Genomic DNA, 24,816 nt, shown 5'->3' with positions numbered 1-24,816 from the left:
ATGGCTAATTATTTACTAGAAATTGGTTTAGAAGAAGTCCCAGCTCATTTGGTGACGCCCGCTGTTGAACAATTAGTGCAACGGATGGATGATTTTTTAAATGACCATCGCTTGCAACATGGTGCGATTAAACCTTATTCAACACCACGTCGTTTGAGTGTTTTGGTGGAAGATATTGCTGAAAAAGCTGATGATCTGCAAGAAGAAAAGAAGGGGCCGGCTAAGAAAGCAGCCTTGGACGCAGATGGTAATTTCACGAAGGCTGCTCAAGGTTTTGCTCGTGGTCAAGGACTTACGACAGATGACATTACTTTTAAAGAATTCAATGGTAATGAATATGTCTATGTGACAAAATTTGAAGAAGGTCAACCTGCTAGCGAAGTGCTTAAGGGTGTCCATGAAGTGGTTGAAAACATGACTTTCCCAACGACAATGCGTTGGGGTCGGCATACCTTTGAATATGTTCGTCCTATCCGTTGGATGGTGTCATTGTTAGATGATACAGTTGTACCATTCAATGTTTTAGATGTTACAGCTGGTCGGACATCACGTGGTCATCGCTTCTTAGGCCATGATGTCGAAATTGCGAATGCTACGGACTATGTCGATACATTAGCAAGCGTTTACGTTCAAGCAGATGCACAAGCACGTAAAAATGCAATTAAGGATCAAATTAGTGCCATCGCAAGTCAAAATGGTTGGCAAGTTGTACCAGATGAAGATTTGTTAGAAGAAGTTAATAACCTGGTTGAATATCCAACAGCTTTTGCGGGTAACTTTGATGAAAAGTATTTGTCATTGCCAGATGAAGTTTTGATTACCTCAATGAAAGAGCATCAGCGTTTCTTCCACGTGACGAACCAAGATGGTCAACTTTTGCCACACTTCATTTCAGTACGCAATGGAAATGATCAACATTTGGATAACGTGATTGCTGGAAATGAAAAGGTTTTGGTGGCCCGGCTTGAAGATGCAATGTTCTTCTATGAAGAAGATCAAAAGCATGATATCGATTACTACAACGATAAATTAAAGCATGTATCATTCCATGCGAAGCTTGGTTCAGTGTATGACCATACGCGTCGTGCCAAAGCGATTGCCCATCTGATTGCAGATAAGCTTAAGTTTAATAACGATCAACAAGCTTTGCTTGATCGCGCTGGCTCAATTTATAAGTTTGACTTGATGACGGGCATGATCGGTGAATTTGACGAATTACAAGGTGTTATGGGTGAAAAGTATGCCCTTATCTTTGGAGAAAACCCACAGGTTGCCCAAGCAATTCGGGAGCATTACATGCCAATTAGCGCTGGTGGCGAATTACCAGCGAGCGACTTGGGTAAGGTCTTAGCCTTGGCAGATAAGTTAGATACGATGCTTTCATTCTTTGCGGCTGGTATGATTCCATCAGGTTCAAATGACCCATATGCTTTACGTCGTGCCGCCTCAGGTGTTGTCGCAATTTTGGCTGATAACGATTGGAATCTTGATATTGATGCCATCTTAAACGAATTTATTGCGCAAATGGCTGCGCATAATGATACGTTAGGGCTACCGGATGTGGTCGCTGCTAATTTGACTGGTAGCGTTGCTTCAGTTGTTGATTTCTTAACCGACCGTGTTGTTAAGGAAATGCAAGACCAAGGTATTCGTCATGATGTGATTAATGCTGTTACGCAAAACAACTTTACAAGCACTACCCAAATGTTTAAGTCAGCTAAAGCTTTGTTGGCACATCAAAATGATGCTGACTTCCGTGATGGGGTTGAAGGTTTGACTCGAATTATGCGTTTGACAACCAAGAATCAAACGAATGCAGTGGTTGATCCAAAGTTGTTTGAAAATGATGCAGAAAAGGCTTTGTATGAAGCAAGTCAACCAATTGCCGATTTGCAAGATACGGATGATGTTTTGTCAGCATTACTCAACTTGGCACCACAAATCGATGCTTACTTTGACCAAACGATGGTCATGGTTGAGGATGATGCAATCAAGCAAAACCGCATTGCAACCTTGCAAGGCGTTGCACAACAAGCAGAGCGTGTCGCTAATTTCATGGAATTAGATGTAAAAAGTAATTAATACAAAAAACTAGCTCTGCGGAACTAGTTTTTTTGTCATATAATTGTTAATTGGCCTTAAAGTTATTGTTTCATCATTTAAAGAAAATTAGGTATAATAACCTAGTTAGGAATAATTGTGGAGATTCCTTGTGTCAAAGATAAAGGATATATAAATTGTCAGTAAGTATTGGATATTGGATTGGTTTTTTTGTTTTTGTGGTGATTATGCTCGCCCTAGATTTGGGCGTCTTTCACAAAGGAAATGAAGAGCCAAGCGTAAAATCATCATTACTTTGGAGTGCCTTTTGGATTGCATTAGCTTTCATTTTTGCTGGTGGGGTTTGGTATCTTGGCGGTCGTGATCATGCGGTAGATTTCATTACCGCCTACTTGTTAGAAAAATCGTTGAGTATTGATAATCTCTTCATTTTCATTTTGGTGTTCAGTTATTTCAAAATTGCACCAAAATATCAGCATCGAATTCTATTCTGGGGTGTCTTTGGGGCCCTAGTGATGCGGGTAATCTTCATTTTCGGAGGAGCCGCATTATTACATCAATTCGAATGGTTAATGTATTTGTTCGGAGCTTTCTTGGTTTATACCGGAATCAAAATGTTCTTTGAAAAAGATGAAGATCAAGATTTGAACGATAGTGCCATGATTAAGTTTTTCCGAAAGATTTTGCCGTTGAAAGAAAATGCGACTGAGCCACACTTTATTGTCAAAGAAAATGGTAAAAAGTATGCGACACAGTTTTTGTTAGCATTGCTCTTTATTGAAGCTTCCGATTTACTTTTTGCGGTAGATTCAATTCCAGCCGTCTTAGCAGTTACTCAAGATACGTTTATTGTTGTCACGTCGAACATTTTTGCGATTATGGGATTGCGTTCACTGTATTTTGCCCTTGCAAGTATTTTGCCAATGTTTAGGTATATTAAATATGCCTTGGCGGGTATTTTAGCGTTCATCGGTTTGAAGATGATTGTCAACGAAGGTAGCAAGATGTTAGGGAGCTCATTTGCCATTTCAAATATGTTATCACTTGCAGTGATTGTCACCTTCTTGACGGTGGCAATTGTCGCTTCGGTGGTTGTGTCACGTCGTGAAGCCAAGCAATCGTAAATGATGTTTAGAAAGAGCCTAAGTAGTTTAGGCTCTTTTTTGTGCAATAAAATTAAAAAAGATTATGCTATAATGTAAATTATTGAACAAAGAAGAAATGAGGACTGAGAGATGTCAAAAAAGGTGTTATTCGGAAGTTATACTAAGCGTGTTTCTAAAGGAATTTATCAAGCTGACTTTGATGAGACAACTGGTAAGTTAAGTGGAATGACGGCAATTGCTGAAATTGGCTCACCAACTTACTTAGCTTTGAGTAAGGCCAATCATCTTTATGCCGTCGATAAAAAGGACCAAGAAGGCGGAATCGCTGTCTATGACTATACGCCAGGCGGTGTTAGTCTAAAGCAAGAAGTCTTAACCGAAGGTGCTTCACCAGCTTATGTGGCGGTCGATGAGGATCGGCAATTGCTTTATACGGCAAACTACCATAAAGGAACCGTCGAAGTTTACAAAATCGCAGCAGATGGGCAAATTACATTGACTGATTTATTCCAAGGTAGTGGCTCTGGGCCACGCCCAGAACAAGGTAGTTCACATATGCATTTTGCTAATCTAACACCTGATCAACGCTTAGTCGCGGTTGATTTAGGGGCTGATAAGGTGTATACCTTTGATGTATCTTATGAAGGTAAACTTACACAGGTTGCAGTGTTTGAGACGACCGCTGGGTTTGGACCACGACATATTCGTTTTAGTCCAGATGGACAAACTGCATATTTGTTAGGAGAATTGGCTTCTGAGTTATCTGTATTGCACTACAATCAAGCAGATGGAACATTTGTGCTTTTGCAAACAGTTGCCACGCAACCTGACGATTGGGATGCGCACAACGGGGCAGCTGCGATTTACTTATTAGCTGATGGTAAATTTATTTATACCTCAAATCGTGGCCACAATTCATTGGCGGTCTTTGCAGTGAACGCAGATGGAAAGATTGCTGAGCGTATCCAATTGATACCAACAGAAGGTGATTTTCCACGTGATTTCGCACTTGCACCAGATGAAAAATATGTCATTGCGACGAATCAAAATACCGACAATGCAACTGTCTATCGCCGGGATGTCCAGACTGGGCTTTTGACTTTACAAGAAAAAGATATTGCGGTACCTGAACCAGTTCGGGTAATGTTTGTCGATTAATACAGGAGAAATAATGGAAAAAAACGTCAAACGACAAAAGTCGTGGTTTTATCAATGGTTTTTGAATAATAAAACGGTAACGGCCCTTTTGGTGATCTTATTGCTTTTGGCCGTAGTCTTCATGGTTTCAAAGGTTAGTTTTATCTTTGAACCCCTCAAAGTGATTTTTGCTGCAGTGGGGGCACCGATGATTATTGCTGGAATCTTTTATTACTTTATGAATCCAACAGTAGATTTTTTAGAACGCAAGTTAAATATTAAACGAACTTGGATTATTTCAGTCATGTTTTTGCTCTTACTCGGGTTAATTGTCTGGGGACTTGCCGTCTTTATTCCATGGCTAGGTAGTCAGATTAGTGATTTCATCAAGCAAATTCCAGGTTACTGGGCGATTATCACAAAGTTTGGTGATGAAATCTTGCGTGGTGATAAATATCCGCAATTAAATAGTATTGTGAATGATGTGAACAATGATTTGAGTAATTGGTTCAAGAATTCATCGACTGAATATGCTAAAAAGGGTGTAAGCAGCGTTTCAAATATTGTTAGCACGATTGCTAAAATTGGGGTGAGCCTGGTGACTTTCCCTGTGATTCTGTTCTACATGCTTAAAGATGGTCATCGCATGCCAGACTACTTAACGAGTTTGGTACCAACAAAGGTGCAAAGCTCATTCAAAGCGACGTTGCATGATATTAATAAGCAAATCTCAAACTATATTCGTGGACAATTGTCAGTGGCATTTGCGGTAATGATTATGTTTGGAATCGGCTTTACAATTATTGGGTTGCCATATGGTTGGTTATTAGCCGTAATGGCAGGGTGCTTTAACTTAATCCCATATATCGGATCATTCTTGGCAATGTTACCAGCTCTAGTTGTTGCCATTTCAGTGTCGCCACTCATGTTGGTTTATACCATTATCGTCTTTGTGATTGAACAAGCTTTGGAAGGTCATGTCATTTCACCAAAGCTGTTGGGAGATTCATTACAAATTTACCCAGTGACAGTCTTAGTTGTTTTGCTTTCAGCCGGAAACTTGTTCGGACTTCCAGGAGTGATTTTGGGAATTCCGGGCTATGCGGTCCTAAAAGTTCTCGTAACTAAGTTGTATCATTGGTGGCGGCATGCTTCAGGTTTGTTTGATGACGAACAAGCCGAAGCAACTAAGCAAACTCAGGATGCCCATTAATGGCACTTAACAGTTTAATTAAGATTTAGAGTTATAGCACGAACGCTAATAGAGTTCGTGCTATAATTTTTGTTTAGATATTATTATAGGAGCAAGTCATGAGTACAAATCATATTGTCTTGTTTGAGCCATTGATGCCAGCCAATACTGGTAACATTGCCCGGACAGCGACCGGAACAAATACAAAATTACACTTGATTGAGCCATTAGGGTTCGATTTAGATGATAAGCACGTTAAACGTGCAGGGTTAGATTATTGGGATTCAGTCGAGTTGACGGTTCATCCTAATTTACCTGCTTTTATGGATACTTTGACGGCAACTGACGAATTATTTTTAATTTCTAAGTTTGCTCCACGATCATATCACCAGGTGGATTATACGAACCCTGATCATGATTATTATTTTATGTTTGGTAAGGAGACGACAGGATTGCCAGAGACTTTCATGCGTAAGCACGCTGACCAAGCTTTACGAATTCCCCAAAATGATAACCATATTCGTTCGTTAAACTTAGCAAATACGGCAGCCATCGTGATTTACGAAGCTTTACGCCAACAAGATTTTGCTAATTTAGATTTAACGTTTGATTATGACTACGATAAATTAAAGTAATAAAGGAGGCATTATGGCTGAAAGCAAAAATAAACGCCCAGCCAAAAAGCAGCAAACTCCCAAATCAAAAAAGGCAACGAAGACGACGCCAAAGAAACAACCCAAGAAAAATACGCAGCCACGTAAAAAAACATCAAGTAAGAAGAAGCCTTCTTGGTTAGCCCAACATTGGAAACAATTGGCAGCCTTGGTTGGTGTGTTGATGTCCTTAATAGCGATCAGCCATTTGGGCTTATTAGGTAAGCTATTAGCGAATATGATGCGTTGGATGATTGGTGGCACATATCAAGTCTTCTTATTGGTACTGATTGTGCCATTATTAGTTGTTGTTGCCTACAACCAATGGCCCCGTAAGTTTACACGGAATCAATACATTGGTTTTGGGATGTTTTATGCCGGGCTCTGTTTGGCGGGATCAATTCTATTGTTCTCAAAAATGAATGTTCATATTGATTTAATGAGTCATATCAATACTTTCATTCAACAAGATATTAATAATCGTGCTGTTTCAACGCCAGTTGGCGGCGGGATGCTCGGGGCAGCGTTATACCAATTAATGTATGTCTTGATGGGAAACTTTGGTTCATGGTTGTTAGCAATTCTATGTATGCTTGGTGGGGGTGTGATGTTATTCAACATTCCACTCAAAGAAGTATTTGATAACTTCTTCAACTTAGCAGAAGGAACTGGTGATTATGTTCAAGTAAAGGCTAATAATGTCCACGAAACAGTGAGCGAAAAGGTCACAGATTATAAAACACGTCAAAAGCATGCCATGAATGATGTCTTTCAAGATGATCCCTTTGGTGCGATGAACGAACAACAGACTCGTCAAGCTGAACAAGCAGGGTTACCTGATGCCACTTTGGCACATCTGACACCAGAAGAGCCTGTGGATGATGATCAAGCTAAGGACGTTGAGCCAGAAGTGACAAGTACAGAATTTAAGATGCCAGAAATTGTAGCACCAGCGCCACATGAAAAAGAACCAGATGTACAAATGGCTCAAGCACCTAGTCCAACTGAGGTGGCACCATTGCCAAGCGATGAGGATGAGCCACCAGTTACATTAGCCGAAAGTGATTTTAATGCGGATGAGGTTGTTCAAAACTTTGACCAACCGGTTGAACCAGTAACGTATGGTGATGAAGCGGCAGCAGAACAAACTGATGAACCATTAACGCACGCTGATATTCTTGGTCAAGCGGTACCACAAGCGGCATCAACGCAAAATGCAGGTGCGGTGGGACATGTTGAACCGAAAACGACTAGCGAACCAGTAGCAGATGTTGATGCAAGTGGTCTCGGCACGGTTATTGATGATGCTCATTACCAGTTGCCATCAACTGATCTCTTAACTGAAGTTGGTTCAACTGACCAAACGGCAGAGCGGGATGCTTTAAATGAGAAGGCTCGGATTTTACATGAGACTTTGAAGAGCTTCCATATCAATGCAACGGTTGAAAAGGTTGTCTTAGGTCCAACGGTGACACAATATGAAATTAAACCGGCGGTGGGTGTGAAAGTTTCCAAAATTCAGAATTTAGCTGATGATTTAGCCTTATCGCTCTCGGCTAAGTCATTGCGGATTGAGGCACCAATTCCAGGTAAAAATGTGGTCGGAATTGAAGTAGCCAATGATCAGCAAGCCACGGTTGGCTTTAAGGATATGGTTGAGGAAGCTGGTATTGATACTAAGCATCCATTGACGGTACCAATTGGGCGAGGCGTGACAAGTGGTGTCGTTAAGATGGATTTGACCAAGATGCCCCATTTGCTAATTGCTGGATCGACTGGATCAGGTAAGTCGGTGGCAATTAACGGTATTTTGGCTTCAATTTTGCTTCAAGCTAAACCAAGTCAAGTGCGTTTGATGTTGGTTGATCCAAAGAAGGTGGAACTATCAGTTTATAATGATATTCCACATTTGATTACACCAGTGGTCTCTGATCCAAAGAAGGCCGCCTTAGGTTTGAAGAAGGTTGTGGCTGAAATGGATCGACGCTTTAAGTTGCTAGCTGATGAAGGGGTTCGAAACATTGACGGTTATAACCGTTATGTTGAAAAGCAAAATGCTAAGGATCCTTCAACTCAGTTACAAACGATGCCATATTTGGTTGTTGTGATTGATGAATTGGCTGATTTGATGATGACTTCATCGGTTTCCAGTGATGTTGAAAATGCGATTGTCCGAATTGCTCAACTAGGACGTGCGGCTGGAATCCATATGATTGTTGCCACTCAACGTCCATCAGTTGATATTATTACTGGTTTGATTAAGGCCAATGTGCCATCACGAATGGCCTTTGCGGTTTCATCTGGTGTGGATTCACGGACGATTTTGGATCAAAATGGGGCTGAAAAGCTCTTAGGTCGTGGAGATATGTTGTTTGCGCCAATCGGTGCCAGCGGCCCACAACGAGTTCAAGGAGCCTTTATCTCTGATGAAGATGTTGAAAATCTAACTGACTTCATCAAGGAACAAGGAGAAGCGCAATACGATGAAAGTATGGCCGTTTCAGATGCAGAAGTTCAATCGATGGAAAGTGGCGGTGACGGTTCTGGTAATGAATTAGATGAATTGTGGGATGATGTGCTGGAGTTTGTCCTCCGTGCGGGTGGCGCTTCAACATCATCAATTCAACGTCATTTTAAAATTGGCTATAATCGAGCTGGTCGGATTATTGATGATATGTCTGACCGAGGCTTAGTTGGTCCACAAAATGGTTCAAAACCACGTGAAATTAATTTTACGGCTGAAATGTTACCGTCGCTAAAACGTTCAGCTCAAGCAAAATAAACAGATAACGGATGATGTTGGGCTTTCAACACCGTCCGTTTTTGCTATAATTTGATTAACTACAGGAATCGAGACGATGACGAATGATTGAATTAACAAATTTAACGAAACAATTTGGTGACAAAACAGCAGTACAGTCACTTAATATGCAAGTTCAACCTGGGGAAGTCATGGGGTTGATTGGACAAAACGGTGCGGGCAAGACGACGACTTTTCGGATGATTTTAGATTTTATTCAACCAACTGAGGGGACTGTCCGTTGGAATGAAGAGCCAATTGATAGCCAAAAACGACAAAAATTAGGCTTTTTACCAGAAGAACGTGGACTTTATCAGAAAGAAACTGTTGAAAATCAAGTGCTTTATTTTGCAGAACTCCATGGGATGAAGCGAGTTGATGCACGTATCGCTTTACAAGATTGGATGAAACGCTTGAATGTGGTTGGAAAAATGTCTGATAAGGTACAGTCATTATCCAAAGGAAATGCCCAAAAGATTCAATTGATTGCGACGGTTATTTTTCAACCAGATTTTTTGATTTTAGATGAACCATTTTCAGGACTTGACCCAGTTAATACTGAATTAATGATGGAAGAAATTTTGAATTTGAAAGCACAAGGCGCCATGATTATTTTTAGTTCGCACAATATGGCAGGGGTTGAAAAATTGTCAGATCAAATTACGATGTTGCGGCATGGTGAAACCGTCTTGCAGGGACGTCCAAGCGAAATTCGCAATCAATTTGGACGCACGAATATTTATTTGGAAGCGCCAGTTAGTGATGAAGCCTTATTAGCAATTCCGGGTGTAGAAAAACTTGAGCAACAAGGCGCTGGGCGCCATTTGCAATTGCGAGATGAACAAGCGGGACGCCAAGTTTTTGAAGTTGCAACGGCGGACGGATACATTCCTGTCTTTGCACAAGAGCCACCAACCTTGGACGCTATTTTCCGAGAAGAAGTTGCAGCGGGGGAACGACAATAATGCAAATGAAACAGTTATTGATTGTCATGCGACAGACATTTTTGTCGCGACTAAAGACAGCTGGATATTGGTTACTCGTACTGACACCAGTTTTGATTGTAGCAGCCATTGCTGGGGTTGTATTTTTAATGCAAGCGACGCAAAACAATACACCCGCCCAAGTTGGAGTAGTGCAATCGAAAACCTTGTCGCGTGATTTAGATCAAGATAAAGCCTTGCATGTTAAAGCAATCTATTATCTCAATGCAACTCAGGCTAAAAAAGCATTAGATAAGGATCAATTGGATGCGATGTTAACGGAAAAGCAAGGTAATTTTGTGTTAACCAAACGTGCCGATGGTCAAACTTTGAATCAAGCAACCTTGAAGAACGTTTTAGCCAAATATAATACCACACGCCGTGCCCAGCAACTGCACTTAAAAGAGCGTGATGTTGATACATTAACCCAGAGTCCAAAAATTCAGACACATGTACAAAGCAAGAAAGGTGTAAATCAAAACGGAGACAATAGTACCGCTAATTATACGTTCGCAGTTGCTTTGGGAATTTTAATTTTCATGTTCTTAACGTCTTATGTTGGGATGATTGCCCAAGAAATTGCTAACGAGAAGTCTTCACGAATTATGGAAATCTTATTAGCTGCCACATCCCCAGGGGTGCAATTCTTCGGTAAAATTGGTGGAATTGGTTTATTAGCTGCTTTGCATGGGCTGATTTATGTGGTGCTAGGCTTAGTAGTTAGTGTTTATCTACCGAAAATTCCACAGTTGCAACAAGTTAATCAGGTCTTACAGGGCATTGATTGGAATTTTGCTTTGATGACCTTACTGATTGTGTTTGTGTCTATTTTGCTGTATATGGTCTTAACGGCGATTGTTGCCGCAATGGTAAATGATTTAAGTCAGGTCCAGCAGGCGGTAGCACCGGTGACTTACTTATCCATGTTTGGCTACGTTTTGACGTTCTTGATTAATGGTCAGCCCCACAATGTCTTTTTAAATGTTGTGTCCTATTTGCCATTCTTCTCGCAAACATTGATGCCAGCTCGATTAGGGTTACAGTACGCTTCCATGCCAGAAGCCTGGATCGCCCTTGGCTTAGAGGTCGTGGCCCTTTATCTTTTAGCAAAATACGGTTTACGGGTATATAAGCAAAACGTCTTAACTTATCGTGAAGGTAATATTACGAAAATTGCTTGGATGAGCTTGAAAGGGCTCTTCAAGTCATAAAAAAAGATGCACTTCATTGAAGTGCATCTTTTTTTAATCTTTGTCTTTATCAGTATTCTTTTTATTCAAGAAATCTTTTGCGCTATCATCTGAATCCAAATCAGGAATTGTAAAAGTTTCTTCCATGTTTTTACCAAGTTCGTCTTGGCGGCGTGTAAGTAATCCCATCGTCGTTCACCTACCTTTTAAATTCATATTGCTATAAGTGTAGCATTTTTGTCCTGGTTTTTAAACCGGTAAGATGTTTAGTTAAACCGAATATGGTGTATAATAGTATCAGCACTTTTCGTGAAAGGAGGTCAATGACATGGCTTCAGAACATATTGAGCAAAAGCTCGCCTTATTACCAGATTTGCCAGGTTCATATCAAATGAAAGATATTAATGGCAAAATTATCTATGTTGGTAAGGCTAAAAATTTAAAAAATCGTGTTCGTTCGTACTTTAAGAGTGAACATACTGGAAAAACGGCTGAATTGGTGAAGAATATTGCTGATTTTGACTATATTGTCACGAGCTCAGAAAAAGAATCACTCTTACTTGAAATTACGTTGATTCAAAAATATCAGCCATACTATAATATCCGTTTGAAGCGGGGGACGGGTTACCCTTACATTAAGATTACGAACGAACGTGATCCGCAAATTAAGCTGGCTAGTGAAGTTGAAAAAGACGGGGCTCATTATTTTGGGCCTTACCCAAATGTTTATGCGGCTGAAGAAACCGTGCATTTTTTACAGAAGGTTTATCCATTACGCCGTTGTAATGGTTATCAAGGCCGGCCATGCTTGTATGCGAATATGGGACAGTGTCTGGGAGCTTGTTATCGTGAAGTACCCAAAGCTGAATATGATGAGCAAATTAAGCATATTCAATCATTTTTGAATGGCGATACCAAAAAAGTTACCCAGCAATTACAGGCTAAAATGCAAACGGCCTCTGAAAATTTGGAATTTGAACGAGCCGCTGATTTAAGAGATCAGTTAAAGTTTATTCGAACAACCGTTGAGAAACAAAAAATTATTTCAAATGATGGGACCCCACGTGATTTAATTAATTTTTATATGGATAAGGGGTGGCTTTCTGTACAAGTCTTCTTTATTCGTCAATCACGCTTAATGAAGCGTGAAAAACGATTATTTGCAATTGTTGATGATGTGAGTGAAGAGTTAACGAGTTTTATTTTGCAGTTTTATAACCGTAAAAATGCGATTTTGCCTAAGGAATTATTGGTTCCGGATATTGTTGATAAACAAGCGATTTCAGATGTGCTAGGTGTGACAGTACGCACGCCAAAGCGTGGTGAAAAGAAAGCCTTAATGGATCTGGCCGAAAAAAATGCCAAGATTGAATTAGATGAAAAATTCCGTTTGTTGCAGATGAACGAACAAAAAACCAGTGGTGCCATGCAAGAAATTGCCGATGCACTAGGTATTCCAAGTATTCATCGCATTGAAGCATTTGACCATTCGCATACCAGCGGGGAAGAAATGGTTTCGGCCATGGTTGTCTTTGAGGATGGTGTTCCTAATAAAAAGTTATATCGTAAGTATAAGACTAAGACGGTTGAACATGCGGATGAGCGTGCAGAAACGATGGAAGTTATTCGACGGCGTTACACCCGTCTACTGAAAGAAGGCGCAGAACTCCCTGATTTGATTCTGATGGACGGAGGCGAAATTCAGTTGAATGCTGCCAAAGAAGTTGTGGAAGATGAATTAGGTTTAGATATTCCAGTTGCAGCCATGGTAAAAAATGAGCACCATAAGACGGCTGATTTGTTAAAAGAAGAGGGTGCACCACATGTCCATTTAGATCCAAAATCACAGGGATTCTTTTTGTTGCAACGGATTCAAGATGAAGTACATCGCTTTGCAATTACTTTCCACCGGCAATTGCGTTCAAAGAATTCTTTGGCTTCGAAGTTGGATGAAATTAACGGAGTTGGTCCAAAGACGCGTCAAAAATTGCTCACGAAGTATGGCTCACTGAAGAAAATAGCTGAGGCACCAGATGATGAGTTAAAGGAATTAGGTATTTCGGACAAAGTGATTCAAAATATCAAAATTTCACTCCAAGCGCGACAGAATTAAGCAAATTCCGGCTGTTTGCTAGCAATCGGTTCGGTTTTAATTTATACTGAAGATTACGTTTTATTATCGGATAGTGTTAAAAAAGAAAGTGAGGTCATAAACGATGGCGTTTGTCGACCAAGTAAAAATTAATGTTAAAGCTGGTAAGGGCGGCGATGGGGTTGTCTCTTTCCGGCATGAAAAATATATTGATATGGGTGGACCTTATGGTGGCGATGGTGGCCACGGCGGTTCAATCATTTTAAAAGTTGATTCAGGTTTGCGGACTTTAATGGATTTTCGTTATAAGTCACATTTTAAAGCGACACCTGGACAGAATGGTGCCACAAAGGGGATGACGGGTCGTTCGGCCGATGACCTAGTGATTAAAGTGCCTGAAGGAACAACCGTTACCAATACTGACACGGGGCAAATTGTTGCCGATTTAACTGAGCCAGGTGAAGAATTAGTTGTTGCCAAGGGTGGCCGTGGTGGTCGTGGAAATATTCACTTCGCCACTTCTAAAAACCCTGCACCAGAAATCGCCGAAAATGGAGAACCAGGTCAAGAATTTAACTTGCAGTTGGAGCTTCGTGTTTTGGCTGATGTGGGCTTGGTTGGTTTCCCATCTGTTGGAAAGTCAACGTTGTTGTCTGTTGCAACAGCAGCGAAGCCTAAAGTCGCTGCTTATCACTTTACGACTTTGGTACCTAACTTAGGGATGGTGCAATTGGATGACGGCCGTGACTTTGTAATGGCCGACTTACCTGGATTGATTGAAGGCGCTTCTGATGGTGTTGGGCTAGGAATTCAATTCTTGCGCCACGTTGAGCGGACTCGGGTTATTTTGCATATGATTGATATGTCTGGTGTTGACCCAGAAAATGATCCATACGAGGCTTATAAAGCGATTAATGCTGAATTGGCTGCATATGATCCCGCCCTTTTAGAACGTCCACAGATTATTGTGCCAACGAAGATGGATATGCCAGATGCACCAACTGCGCTTGAAATGTTTAAAGAACAATTGGCTGCTGACCCAGAAGTCCCTGATAATTTAGAAATTATGCCAATTTCATCATTGAACCGTGATGGGGTTCAAGACTTGTTGCGTCGTACGGCCGACTTGTTGGATGTCACACCACAGTTCATTTCAAAGGATATGGAACCTGAGACTGATCAAGCCATGTATGAGTTTGAAGACCCAGATGCTCCAGCCTTTGAAATTGAGCATGTCGATGATGATTTCTGGATTATCACAGGTGATGAAATTGAAGACATCATGCGTCGGACCAATACAGCCTTCACGGAATCATTAATGCGTTTTGCGCGTGTAATGCGTAAGATGGGAGTTGATGATGCCTTGCGTGAAGCTGGGGCCAAGAATGGCGATACCGTTCAAATTTTGGACTTCCAGTTTGAATACGAAGAATAATGAATAAAACCGTTGGGATTAAAGGCAATTGCCTAAACCCAACGGTTTTTTGTATTTTTTAATGTTAGTAAAATTTGAAATCAAACAAGTTGTGGCTTCTGAAGTGATAAAAATAGTTATAAATCAAAAATTTGGCTCGTCAATATAATGCGACTTTTTGTCAGTTTACACATGTGATAATAATATTGTTGAAAAAAGTTAATTCAATCCTAGCTATGCACAGTCAACCATCAGGTAATCTAGAAAATCATGTTACTGAAAATGTGGTGTATTATATGAACAAGAATGTATTTAATTAGTTTGATTATAAGCGTTTTAAATTGATGTGAGCTATGTCTTGAGTTAAGGTTGTAGCATAGCATGAAAATAATGACATAAGAAAAAAGCGTAACCAACGTGATGTTGGTTACGCTTTTTAATTTTGAATGCCGATTTAGTAGCGTTCATTTTCATGCCAACGATTACGCTTTGTTGGCAAAATCATCAAGATGAACCACCAAATTGTTCCAATGATTGGAATGATTTGGATTAGGATCCACCAGGCTGAATGGTCAGAATCATGTAAGCGTCGGAACTTCAATGATAGAGTTGCTAACCAAACGAGAAAATTGATTAGCATGGCCATCAATTGAACAGCTAAATCACCAGCAGTGTGGACATCAGAAATGGGATGGCCCATGAGGTTTGAAATTAGCCAGACTAAAATGTTTCCTAAGAGATAATTGATGATGATTGGCCACCAATATGACTTACGATTAGCGGTTCCTGAAAAATTAAAAATATTATGCCAAAATGCAGAATAAGCTTCTACCATATCAGAATACCTCCCAGCTTTTATCGTGGATCAGTTTTGCACGTAATGGGCAGATTAATGTCGGACTTGCTTCCATTCACTTGCAGAAATGAGATGTTGATCGACATTGAGGAACATCGGACGCTTGCGTCGCGTTGTCATAAATTTGATCTGTTTAACTTCAACTTTTTCAGGAATCGTATTTACCTCAAAAAAGCGGAATTTTGATTCATAAGGTTTTAAATTAAAAATTGGTAATTCGGTTTTTAAGGTTTTACCTGCTTCCTCATTGATTTTAACCGTTTCACCATCAATGAATCCATTGAATCGATTGTTTGAAGTTTGACCAAAATCTGGGAAATGGCGGTTAGTAACGGGATATTCCTTATCATCATCCCCAATAAAAGATACCTGGTAAATACCAGTTGGACGGGAAGAGTGATTATTGATATTTACAGCAAATTTTGAATCATTCTTTGCAGCAGTTCCCATTGTTTTTTCATAACTTCTGAGTAAGATTGGGACTGAGATTCGAAAACGTCGATCACGAAAGCGTAGATATGCTACGAATGAAGCAACTACCAGTGATAAGACGGAGATATGTAAAGGTGTTACGAATACAGCTAGGTCTTTTAACAAAATATTATTCCTCGATATGCATTTATATTTAATTGGCTTCCATTATAGCATTGTGCTAAGTTGCGAATAAAGAGTTTTAGACGAAATAGCGGGTGATAGGCGCTTTAAAGGCAATAAAAAAAAGCGGTTTTGAGACATGCTTAGGTCGTTATGCCAGTTGGCATTAGATGTTTTCATCTTTACTAATCACACCGGTATCTGATTTATCACCAGTTTTGCTGGCAAACTTGATTTCGATGGTGCCTTTTTCTACACCGTAATCATTGGTGTTATCACCTGTGGAATCGCTGTTATTGGTATTAGCTTTATCATCGCGCCATTTAACATCGTAATAAACTGGCTCGTCCTTATCTTTGGCTTTTGTGTAATCAATACGATCTGGTGATGAAATTTCAGCGGGTTCCCCAAAAAGTTTTTTCGCTTGTTCTAGCGAGGTACCACCACGACCGTATTTATTAGAACTAATTTTAATTTTCTTATAATTAGTTTGTGTGATACCCTGGCGATTTTGGTAGACATAGAATCCAGCCATAATGATAATGAAAAAAGTTAAGAGGGCAATGACCCAAAACCAAACTTGTTTATAAAATGATTTATTTACCGCCTGCTCGTGATTGGGAGCATTAAGATTTTGATCAACCATTCTGAAAGCCTCCTGCGGGGTATAATATGAGACAATCATTTTCAAATTGATCGATTATGAAAACGCTTCTCATATTATTTAATATGTATTGATAATATTCTCTTGTTAAAACATAGTCAACAGAATAGTTAAGGAAATTGGTATATTACATGTTTATGAGCTTAATTGTTAGAATTTTGAAACAATGTAAAAAAACAAACATATATCATTAGATAGATAATTAATATTTTAATGTAAAATGATTTATAGAAATTAATTAAATGAAAGAGGTTAGGAACTATAAAATGGAAGTTCAATTAGCCAATCAGCAAATGGCACAAGCGATTAAACAAGTCGTTAAAAAGGCATTTTTAACTTCTGAACACGGTTATCAGGGAGAGGCAGAATTAGTGGAGGATTTACGCGATAGTACAACGCCCACATTTGAGCGAGTTGTCATATGGAATCAACATTTGGTGGGCCATATGTTACTAAGTGAAGCAAATGTGGCAGAAAGTAAAGGGTTAGTATTAGCACCGCTAAGCGTATTACCAGCTTTTCAGCGTCATGGAGTTGGGAAAGCATTAATGGCGAGTGCTGAGGAAATCGCAAAAGACTACGATTATGCCTTTATCAGTATTCTTGGAGATTCGCAATATTATGGGCGCTTTGGGTATCAACCGGCAAAAAATTTTGAGATTAAAGCGCCAATGGATGTCCCGGATGAAGCCTTCTTGATTAAACGCTTTACGCAAACAGTACAACAGCCTGGGATTTTGGAATATGCACCGGCGTTTGGAATTTAATTAGCAGTTGCATTGCTGCCAATCCACTAGTTGTACTAACAACTGTGCTATAATGTGATTTCGGTTAGTCGAATTGACGCAATAGATTGCGTGAAAGAAGGAAGGTGTCGTCAAAATGACAGAAGAAAATGAAACATTGAATTTAACGATTGCCCAACCAACCGCACGTTATGAACAAGAAATCAAAAAGTCACGATTTATTTTGGATATTGCGCGCGTATCGAATGAAGAAGTAGCGCAAGCATTTGTTGAAAAGATTCGTAAACAAGAACATAAAGCAACGCACAATGTGTGGACGTATGTGTTAGGCCCAACGGACTTAATCCAACGTTATTCTGATGATGGTGAACCAGCTGGAACGGCAGGGGTGCCAATGCTGGAAGTCTTAAAAAATAATCAATTACATGATGTGGTTGCCGTAGTGACTCGCTATTTTGGAGGCATTAAATTAGGTGCTGGCGGTCTTATTCGGGCCTACGCTGGAACTGTTGCAGATGGCATTGCTCAGATTGGCTTAGTCAATCAAGTCTTACAACAAGAAGTATGTATCACGGTCGGGTATGCCCAGTATGAAAGTTTGAAATATTGGCTTGAACAGGCTGAATATCAAATCTTAGATACACAATATGGGGCTGATGTGACTTTAATTGTCGGTGTGAACAAAAGTAATATCACAGAATTTGAAGCCCAAGTGACCGATACGATGGCCGGGCAAGCCAGCTTTAGTTTAGGTGAAGAGCGGATTGTCGAAGTGCCTTATAGCCGATCAGTTTCAGCCCAAACATCATCATTGAAGTGATAAGGAGGATGGGATGGAACAGGAATTTACATCTGCTAGGTGGGTCAAGCTAGGAATTTTAAATGGTATGGTGGTGTTAGTCATGTTAGCGGTAGCCGTTTTACCAACGCCTAATAAATTTCTGATATGGAATTTATTCTTGGCGACGCTTCCACTTGACTTGGGATACGTAGTCGCATATTTAAAGGCTCAGCATATGCATCATGGTTGGGTAATGGGGTTAGCTTTGTTGTGGCTGCTATTTTATCCTAATGCCTTGTATATGATTACGGATTATATCCATTTACCAGAGTCTGGTTTGTCGATTATTAATCCTTATACGGTTTGGAACTTTGGATTATTGTCAGTCGCCATATTGCTAGGCGTATTATTTGCGATTGAAAGTGGCTATCAGATGCGATTTACTCTCGTGAAACAACGAAGTTGGTGGTCATCAGCAATATTTTATACCGGATTGTCTATCTTAACTGCTTTAGGCGTTTATTTAGGTCGATACCTACGTTTAAATTCATGGGAAGTGTTCACAAGTCCTGGAATTGTCTTGCGCGCAATTGCTCAAGTTATTTTTAGGGATTTGTCATTTACGTGTTTGTTTGTTGGTGTCTTTGTGCTTTTGCAATTAATTCTTTTCGCAACGTATCATGCTTTGAAACGTCCATAAAAAAAGCTTACTCTATTTGGGAGTAAGCTCTTTTTTTTATTCTCGAAGACTTTTTGTATTACTGATGAACCACATGGCATTAATGGCGACAAGAATGGCACTTGCGATGAAGACGCCACGATAACCAAAATTAGTGGCAACAACTGATCCAAGCAAAGGACCTAAAACCGAACCCATTGATTGAAAGGATTGGTTATAGGAAAAAATCCGGCTAGTAATGTCGGTTGGCGTTGTTTTAGTTAGTAAGGTCTGAACGGCTGGCATCATGGTTGAATTTGAAATTCCCATGATAAAGCGTAGGATGATTAATTGCCAAATGGTGGTAACGAACGCCATCGGAAGTAGGGCCGTGAAGCCAATGATAAATCCTAGAATAATCATTTTATCAGTTCCGAAGCGATCACCGAGGACGCCAAATTTCTGTGCGGCCAATAACGTTGCAATTCCAGGCATAGCCGTGACAACTCCAGCAAGGAAAGTAGTTGAGATTGAGGTTGTATTAAGTTGACGAACAAATAGGGCAATGAAAGGGCTAATTGAAAAGTTAGCCATTTGGATAATCATGGTTGTCGTGAACAGACCAAAAGTTAAATGCGCATTGGGCAATGATTTGACCACTGTTCGAAACGAGGGGGCTTCTGCACGTTCGACTGGAACAAATTCTTCTTTAACAAAGACTAAGGTTAACAAGAAGACTAAGCCGAAAATAATAGCTGTGATAAAAAATGAGACGCGATATGAAAAGAAGCTAGCTAATGTGCCACCAAGAAATGGTCCGAGCAGTTGACCTGATGTCGTACCAGTGACGAAGACGCCCATGGCATAGCCTGATCGTTCCTTGGGGGTTTGTGTGGCAATCATGGCGTTCGCATTCGAAACGAAGCCACCTAAGACACCTTGGATTCCACGGAGCAAGATTAATTGCCATACATTCGTGACTGCCCCCATCAGTGCAAAAACAATCGCCATCCCAAATGAAGCACGTAGCAGCATCAGCTTACGACCTTTAGCATCTGCTAATTTTCCCCAAAAAGGAGAAAAAATAGCTGTTGTTAGATAGGAAATGGAAAAGGTCAATGAACTGTAAAGGGACAATTCTTTGGCTGTAAAATGACCTAATGTGTCAACGTAAAGTGACATAAAGGGCAGGACTTCACTAAACCCAATCCCCATCATGAAGACGCCAAACCACAGGACATAAAGATTGCGTTGCCATGTTGGAAATGTATTTAACTGTGCTTTAATTTTTTGAATCATCGCAGTAACCATCCTTTCTATATTTTAAATTGAGCTGCATCTTATTTTAGATGCAATTTGTGAGAAAACTTTTTCAATTATAGAACTTTATGAATCTGAATGCGAATTTACCTGTGTCATAAATTAAAGGTTGAAAAAATTTTTAGAGCGTGTAATATATTCAAAAAGACTTATATAAAGTAGCTTTAAAAAAGCTTTTTGTTTGCAGATTTAGTTGCTAGAAAATGGCTAGCAAGTTTCTACCGCCTTCCAAAAATGGCGACAATCCGCAAATGCAATTTCCTTGCATTTGTGGATCAGTGTATCCAGAAATGCTTTTTTTATTGTTATTTGATAAAAATGGAGGAAATCATGACTTTTTCAAGTGCAAATAAAGTAGCCAAGCTCGGCCTAACCTTTGACGACGTATTGTTGGTGCCAGCTGAATCCCATGTCCTACCAAATGATGTTGATTTATCAGTTGATTTAACACCAACACTTAAGTTAAACATTCCAATCCTATCAGCTGCGATGGATACGGTAACTGAATCACGTTTGGCAGTTCGGATGGCGCAATTGGGTGGTTTAGGTGTTGTTCATAAGAATATGTTGATTGAACAACAAGCAGCTGAAGTGGCAAAAGTGAAGCATGCCGATGTAGATTATGGAAACTATCCACAAGCGGCTACGGATGCGACGGGCCATTTGATTGTTGCTGGTGCTGTTGGGGTTACTTCAGATTCGCTTACTCGCGTAGCTGCGCTAGTTGATGCGGGTGTCGATGCTGTTGTTCTTGATTCGGCGCATGGACATTCAGAAGGTATTTTACGGAAGGTGCAAGAAATTCGCGCAGCATATCCTGATTTGAATATTATTGCTGGTAATATTGCAACTGCTGAAGGTGCTCAAGCTTTGTATGACGCTGGTGTAGATGTTGTCAAAGTTGGAATTGGCCCTGGTTCAATTTGTACCACACGTGTGGTTGCTGGGGTCGGTGTACCACAGTTAACTGCTGTTATGGATGCAGCAGAAGTCGCTGCCAAGGTTGGTAAGACGATTATTGCTGATGGTGGTCTAAAGCAATCTGGTGACATTGTGAAAGCGATTGCTGCCGGTGGAAATGCAGTCATGGTTGGTTCAATGTTAGCTGGAACTGATGAAGCACCTGGAGAAGTCTTCACAGACGAATTAACTGGTAAGCAATTTAAATCATACCGTGGGATGGGTTCAATTGTTGCCATGGAAAATGGTTCAAAGGATCGTTATTTCCAAGGTGAGGTAAATGAAGCAAAGAAAATGGTTCCTGAAGGTATTGAAGGTCGGACTGCTTACAAGGGCACTTTGACAGATGTGATTTTCCAAATTATTGGGGGATTACGTTCAGGAATGGGCTACACCGGTTCTGCGACAATAAAGGACTTAATTGAGAATGGCCAGTTTGTACAAATCACAAATGCTGGCTTGATTGAAAGTCACCCACACGACGTACAAATCGCCAAGGTTGCCCCAAATTACGGAAATTAAAATAGTTAAGCTACTAGTTTCATTTTAAACCAGTAGCTTTTTTTATTGCCACTTTCCTAGCAAAACGAGCTTCGATTAAACCTAATATCTGCTATAATGTGATATTAGACATTTAAAGGACGAGGGGAGACGTGCATGTTTGAGTATTTGAAGGGCACGATAACGGCAATCATGCCAAGTTATATCGTTGTCGATGTGATGGGTGTTGGTTACCGAGTTGTGACCGCAAATCCCTTTGCATTCACGCAAGGTCAGGAAGCAACCGTTTATATTGAACAAATTGTTCGCGATAATGAACAAACACTCTATGGCTTTGTGACATTAGATGAGAAAGTACTATTTCAAAAATTATTGGCTGTTTCAGGAATTGGACCTAAATCGGCCTTAGCCATTTTGGCCAATAGTGATCATTCAGGTTTGGTCCAGGCAATCATTAATAACGACGTTTCATTTTTGACAAAGTTTCCAGGAATTGGGAAAAAGACTGCGCAACAAATTATTTTGGATCTTCAAAATAAATTGGATGAACTACCATTCCAAACGGATGCGGCAACAGAGGTGGCCAGTGTAACATTGCCAACAAGTGAGCTAGATGAAGCAATGCAAGCTTTGGCGGCATTGGGATACACTAAAAAAGATTTGAAACAAGTTGAAAAGCAACTTAAAAACGAGCAATTGGCCGATACAGCAGCTTATGTTAGTGCTGGCTTAAAGTTATTGCAATAAGAGGAATAAAGAATGACGGAAGATATTTTGCACGATGCCTCGGCAGATGCAGGGGAAGAATCCTTAGAATTATCATTGCGTCCGCAAAGCTTGCAACAATATATTGGACAAGCACCATTAAAGGAGCGCCTGTCAGTGTATATTCGGGCTGCTCGCGAGCGTCAAGAAGCATTGGATCATGTTCTGTTGTATGGACCACCTGGTTTAGGAAAGACGACTTTGGCGATGGTGATTGCCAATGAAATGCAAGTTAATATAAGGACGACGACTGGTCCAGCAATTGAAAAAGGCGGCGACTTACTTGCATTGTTGAATGAATTGGAACCTGGTGATATTTTGTTTATTGACGAAATTCATCGGTTACCTAAACCAGTAGAGGAAATGCTTTATTCAGCAATGGAAGACTATTATGTTGATATTATTGTTGGAGAAGGGCCATCGGCTCATCCGGTGCATTTTCCATTACCACCTTTCACTTTGATTGGGGCTACTACCCGCGCGGGAATGTTGTCACAACCTTTGCGTGATCGGTTTGGGATAGTGGAACATATGGCGTATTACACAGCAAAAGAGTTGGCAACGATTATTGATCGTTCTGCTGCTGTTTTTGGAACATCAATTTCTGAAAATGGTGCCTTTGAATTAGCGCGTCGGTCACGTGGAACGCCCCGAATTGCCAATCGCCTATTAAAGCGTGTTAGGGATTTTGCGATGGTAAACGACGATCAAGAAATTACTGATACGACTGTTGATTATGCGTTGAAATTATTAAAGGTCGATAAAATGGGCTTGGATCAAATTGATCATAAAATTTTGCATATGATGATTGATTTTTATCAAGGTGGTCCGGTCGGGGTCAATACAATTGCTGCTAATATTGGTGAAGAAGTTGAGACTATTGAATCAATGTATGAGCCATATTTATTACAAATCGGTTTCCTACAAAGAACACCGCGCGGTCGACAAGTCACCCCAGCTGCATATGAACATTTACATATTCCATATCCAGATAAGGAGAAAAAATAATGAGTGAAGAAGTACCAAATGAAGAAGTGCCAAATTATACTTTAGATGATTTTGATTACGATTTACCTGAAGAATTAATTGCGCAAACACCACTAGAAAAAAGAGATACATCTCGATTATTAGTCTTAAATGCAGATACTGGTGAAACAGAGGATAAGCATTTTTACGACATTATTGATTACTTAAACCCAGGGGATGCCCTTGTCATGAATAATTCACGTGTGTTACCAGCACGCTTGTATGGTGTCCGTCCTGATACAGGAGGCCACGTTGAAGTATTGCTTTTACGCCAAGATCATGGGGATGTTTGGGAAACATTGATTAAACCTGCTCGTAAGTACCGGGTTGGTCAAAAAATTGATTTTGGTGATGGAAAACTTGAAGGTGTTGTGACAGAGGAGCTTGAACATGGTGGTCGGATGGTCGAATTCCACTATGATGGTATTTTCTTAGAGATTTTGGAGCAACTTGGTGAGATGCCATTGCCACCATATATTAAAGAAAAGCTGGATGACCAAGAACGTTATCAAACAGTTTATTCAAAGGTGAATGGTTCAGCAGCGACACCAACGGCTGGTTTACACTGGACACCAGAACTCTTGCAAAAAGTGGCAGATAAAGGTGTGAAGATTGTGGAACTTACTTTGCACGTTGGCCTAGGTACTTTCCGCCCAGTTGAAGAGGAAAATTTGGATGAGCATAAGATGCATTCTGAATTCTATCAATTATCACAAGAGGCTGCTGATACTTTGAATGAAGTGCGTGCAAATGGTGGACGCATTGTTGCGACTGGAACAACTTCAATTCGAACCCTTGAGACTATTGGAACAAAGTTTGATGGAAAGTTACAAGCTGATTCAGGGTGGACAGACATCTTTATTCGTCCGGGTTATAAGTGGACAGTTGTGGATGCATTTATTACCAACTTCCATTTGCCAAAATCAACTCTGGTCATGTTAGTTGCTGCCTTTACCGGTCGTGAAAATATTTTGAACGCTTATCAACATGCAATTAAAGAAGGGTACCGTTTCTTCTCCTTCGGTGATGCAATGTTTGTTCATCGTTAATATGAAAATAAGTGTTGACATGCCTTTGATTTAGCGCTATATTATTACTTGTCGTTTGGCGGCAAGTGATATTGCGGATGTAGTACAATGGCTAGTGCTCCAGCCTTCCAAGCTGGGAATGCGGGTTCGATTCCCGTCGTCCGCTTTTTAATTTTGTCTTATAACGAAATTAAAAGTAGATCATTGAAAACTGAATATCGTTTCGATATTAACAAATGTGTAGGGTCACCAACATAGTTGGTGCAAAACATTTGCGAAGTCAATTCGC

The 24,816-nt window shown here is 40.2% G+C and carries 22 protein-coding genes, 1 tRNA gene and 1 riboswitch; of the genes, 18 read left to right on the top strand and 5 right to left on the bottom strand.

Annotation, left to right across the window (positions count from 1 at the left end; genetic code table 11):
- From glyS to JOC36_RS08280, 8 genes are all read left to right on the top strand, one after another.
- Positions 1 to 2,082 carry a glycine--tRNA ligase subunit beta gene (glyS, locus tag JOC36_RS08315; protein WP_205146034.1) on the top strand — a complete coding sequence of 694 codons (2,082 nt, stop codon included), beginning with the start codon at positions 1 to 3 and terminating at the stop codon, positions 2,080 to 2,082.
- Positions 2,083 to 2,237: 155 nt separating this feature from the next.
- Positions 2,238 to 3,185, top strand: coding sequence for a TerC family protein (locus tag JOC36_RS08310; RefSeq protein WP_205146033.1), 948 nt, complete (start codon positions 2,238 to 2,240; stop codon positions 3,183 to 3,185).
- 111 nt (positions 3,186 to 3,296) lie between these two features.
- A complete protein-coding gene (locus JOC36_RS08305) occupies positions 3,297 to 4,325 on the top strand; it encodes a lactonase family protein (RefSeq protein WP_205146032.1) in 1,029 nt (342 codons plus the stop codon).
- Between the two features lie 13 nt (positions 4,326 to 4,338).
- Entirely contained in the window at positions 4,339 to 5,517 is a 1,179-nt protein-coding gene (locus tag JOC36_RS08300; protein WP_205146031.1) for an AI-2E family transporter, read from the top strand.
- Positions 5,518 to 5,615: 98 nt separating this feature from the next.
- The gene (locus JOC36_RS08295; RefSeq protein ID WP_205146030.1) at positions 5,616 to 6,131 is read left to right on the top strand and encodes a tRNA (cytidine(34)-2'-O)-methyltransferase; all 516 of its coding nucleotides are present in this window, start codon (positions 5,616 to 5,618) and stop codon (positions 6,129 to 6,131) included.
- A gap of 13 nt (positions 6,132 to 6,144) precedes the next feature.
- The gene (locus JOC36_RS08290) at positions 6,145 to 8,931 is read left to right on the top strand and encodes a DNA translocase FtsK (protein ID WP_205146029.1); all 2,787 of its coding nucleotides are present in this window, start codon (positions 6,145 to 6,147) and stop codon (positions 8,929 to 8,931) included.
- Positions 8,932 to 9,014: 83 nt separating this feature from the next.
- Positions 9,015 to 9,914, top strand: coding sequence for an ABC transporter ATP-binding protein (locus tag JOC36_RS08285; RefSeq protein WP_205146028.1), 900 nt, complete (start codon positions 9,015 to 9,017; stop codon positions 9,912 to 9,914).
- Positions 9,914 to 11,143, top strand: coding sequence for an ABC transporter permease (locus JOC36_RS08280; RefSeq protein WP_205146027.1), 1,230 nt, complete (start codon positions 9,914 to 9,916; stop codon positions 11,141 to 11,143). The genes JOC36_RS08285 and JOC36_RS08280 overlap by 1 nt, the downstream gene beginning before the upstream one ends.
- Positions 11,144 to 11,176: 33 nt before the next feature.
- On the opposite strand, the gene JOC36_RS08805 is transcribed toward JOC36_RS08280, so the two are convergent.
- Positions 11,177 to 11,311 carry a hypothetical protein gene (locus JOC36_RS08805; protein ID WP_275585888.1) on the bottom strand — a complete coding sequence of 45 codons (135 nt, stop codon included), beginning with the start codon at positions 11,309 to 11,311 and terminating at the stop codon, positions 11,177 to 11,179.
- A 139-nt stretch (positions 11,312 to 11,450) separates the two neighbouring features.
- Between JOC36_RS08805 and uvrC the strand changes: the two genes are divergently transcribed.
- Both uvrC and obgE read left to right on the top strand, forming a co-directional pair.
- Entirely contained in the window at positions 11,451 to 13,235 is a 1,785-nt protein-coding gene (gene uvrC / locus JOC36_RS08275) for an excinuclease ABC subunit UvrC (RefSeq protein ID WP_205146026.1), read from the top strand.
- A 103-nt stretch (positions 13,236 to 13,338) separates the two neighbouring features.
- On the top strand, positions 13,339 to 14,649 hold the full coding sequence (gene obgE / locus JOC36_RS08270) for a GTPase ObgE (protein ID WP_205146025.1): 1,311 nt from the start codon (positions 13,339 to 13,341) through the stop codon (positions 14,647 to 14,649).
- Positions 14,650 to 15,082: 433 nt separating this feature from the next.
- Here the strand turns inward: obgE and JOC36_RS08265 are convergent, their stop codons facing one another.
- From JOC36_RS08265 to JOC36_RS08255, 3 genes are all read right to left on the bottom strand, one after another.
- Positions 15,083 to 15,463, bottom strand: a complete 381-nt coding sequence (locus JOC36_RS08265) for a DUF805 domain-containing protein (protein WP_205146024.1) — start codon at positions 15,461 to 15,463, stop codon at positions 15,083 to 15,085.
- A 54-nt stretch (positions 15,464 to 15,517) separates the two neighbouring features.
- Entirely contained in the window at positions 15,518 to 16,081 is a 564-nt protein-coding gene (locus JOC36_RS08260) for a hypothetical protein (RefSeq protein ID WP_205146023.1), read from the bottom strand.
- Positions 16,082 to 16,244: 163 nt separating this feature from the next.
- Positions 16,245 to 16,724 carry a hypothetical protein gene (locus tag JOC36_RS08255; RefSeq protein ID WP_205146022.1) on the bottom strand — a complete coding sequence of 160 codons (480 nt, stop codon included), beginning with the start codon at positions 16,722 to 16,724 and terminating at the stop codon, positions 16,245 to 16,247.
- A gap of 284 nt (positions 16,725 to 17,008) precedes the next feature.
- Here JOC36_RS08255 and JOC36_RS08250 point away from each other — a divergent pair, with 284 nt between their 5' ends.
- The 3 genes from JOC36_RS08250 (at position 17,009) to JOC36_RS08240 (ending at position 18,969) form a co-directional block, all read left to right on the top strand.
- Positions 17,009 to 17,509: a GNAT family N-acetyltransferase gene (locus JOC36_RS08250; RefSeq protein WP_205146021.1), complete on the top strand. Its 501-nt coding sequence runs from the start codon at positions 17,009 to 17,011 to the stop codon at positions 17,507 to 17,509.
- A 115-nt stretch (positions 17,510 to 17,624) separates the two neighbouring features.
- Complete coding sequence (locus tag JOC36_RS08245; RefSeq protein ID WP_205146020.1) at positions 17,625 to 18,308, top strand: YigZ family protein; 684 nt, start codon at positions 17,625 to 17,627, stop codon at positions 18,306 to 18,308.
- 13 nt (positions 18,309 to 18,321) lie between these two features.
- On the top strand, positions 18,322 to 18,969 hold the full coding sequence (locus tag JOC36_RS08240) for a DUF1361 domain-containing protein (RefSeq protein ID WP_205146019.1): 648 nt from the start codon (positions 18,322 to 18,324) through the stop codon (positions 18,967 to 18,969).
- Between the two features lie 36 nt (positions 18,970 to 19,005).
- Here JOC36_RS08240 and JOC36_RS08235 read toward each other — a convergent pair whose 3' ends face one another.
- Positions 19,006 to 20,226, bottom strand: coding sequence for an MFS transporter (locus JOC36_RS08235; RefSeq protein WP_205146018.1), 1,221 nt, complete (start codon positions 20,224 to 20,226; stop codon positions 19,006 to 19,008).
- Between the two features lie 186 nt (positions 20,227 to 20,412).
- A riboswitch (purine riboswitch) is annotated at positions 20,413 to 20,511 on the top strand.
- Between the two features lie 66 nt (positions 20,512 to 20,577).
- Here JOC36_RS08235 and guaB point away from each other — a divergent pair.
- The 5 genes from guaB (at position 20,578) to JOC36_RS08210 (ending at position 24,693) form a co-directional block, all read left to right on the top strand.
- Positions 20,578 to 21,729: an IMP dehydrogenase gene (gene guaB, locus JOC36_RS08230; protein WP_205146017.1), complete on the top strand. Its 1,152-nt coding sequence runs from the start codon at positions 20,578 to 20,580 to the stop codon at positions 21,727 to 21,729.
- Positions 21,730 to 21,864: 135 nt separating this feature from the next.
- A complete protein-coding gene (ruvA, locus tag JOC36_RS08225; RefSeq protein WP_205146016.1) occupies positions 21,865 to 22,455 on the top strand; it encodes a Holliday junction branch migration protein RuvA in 591 nt (196 codons plus the stop codon).
- A gap of 12 nt (positions 22,456 to 22,467) precedes the next feature.
- Entirely contained in the window at positions 22,468 to 23,481 is a 1,014-nt protein-coding gene (gene ruvB, locus JOC36_RS08220; protein ID WP_205146015.1) for a Holliday junction branch migration DNA helicase RuvB, read from the top strand.
- A complete protein-coding gene (gene queA / locus JOC36_RS08215; protein ID WP_205146014.1) occupies positions 23,481 to 24,548 on the top strand; it encodes a tRNA preQ1(34) S-adenosylmethionine ribosyltransferase-isomerase QueA in 1,068 nt (355 codons plus the stop codon). Before ruvB ends, queA begins: the two co-directional genes overlap by 1 nt.
- Positions 24,549 to 24,621: 73 nt before the next feature.
- Positions 24,622 to 24,693, top strand: a tRNA-Gly gene (locus JOC36_RS08210).
- Positions 24,694 to 24,816: the final 123 nt, after the last annotated feature.

The sequence above is a fragment of the Weissella uvarum genome, assembly GCF_016908785.1.
GTDB lineage: Bacteria > Bacillota > Bacilli > Lactobacillales > Lactobacillaceae > Weissella > Weissella uvarum.
This window is presented reverse-complemented; position numbering and strand designations above follow the sequence as displayed.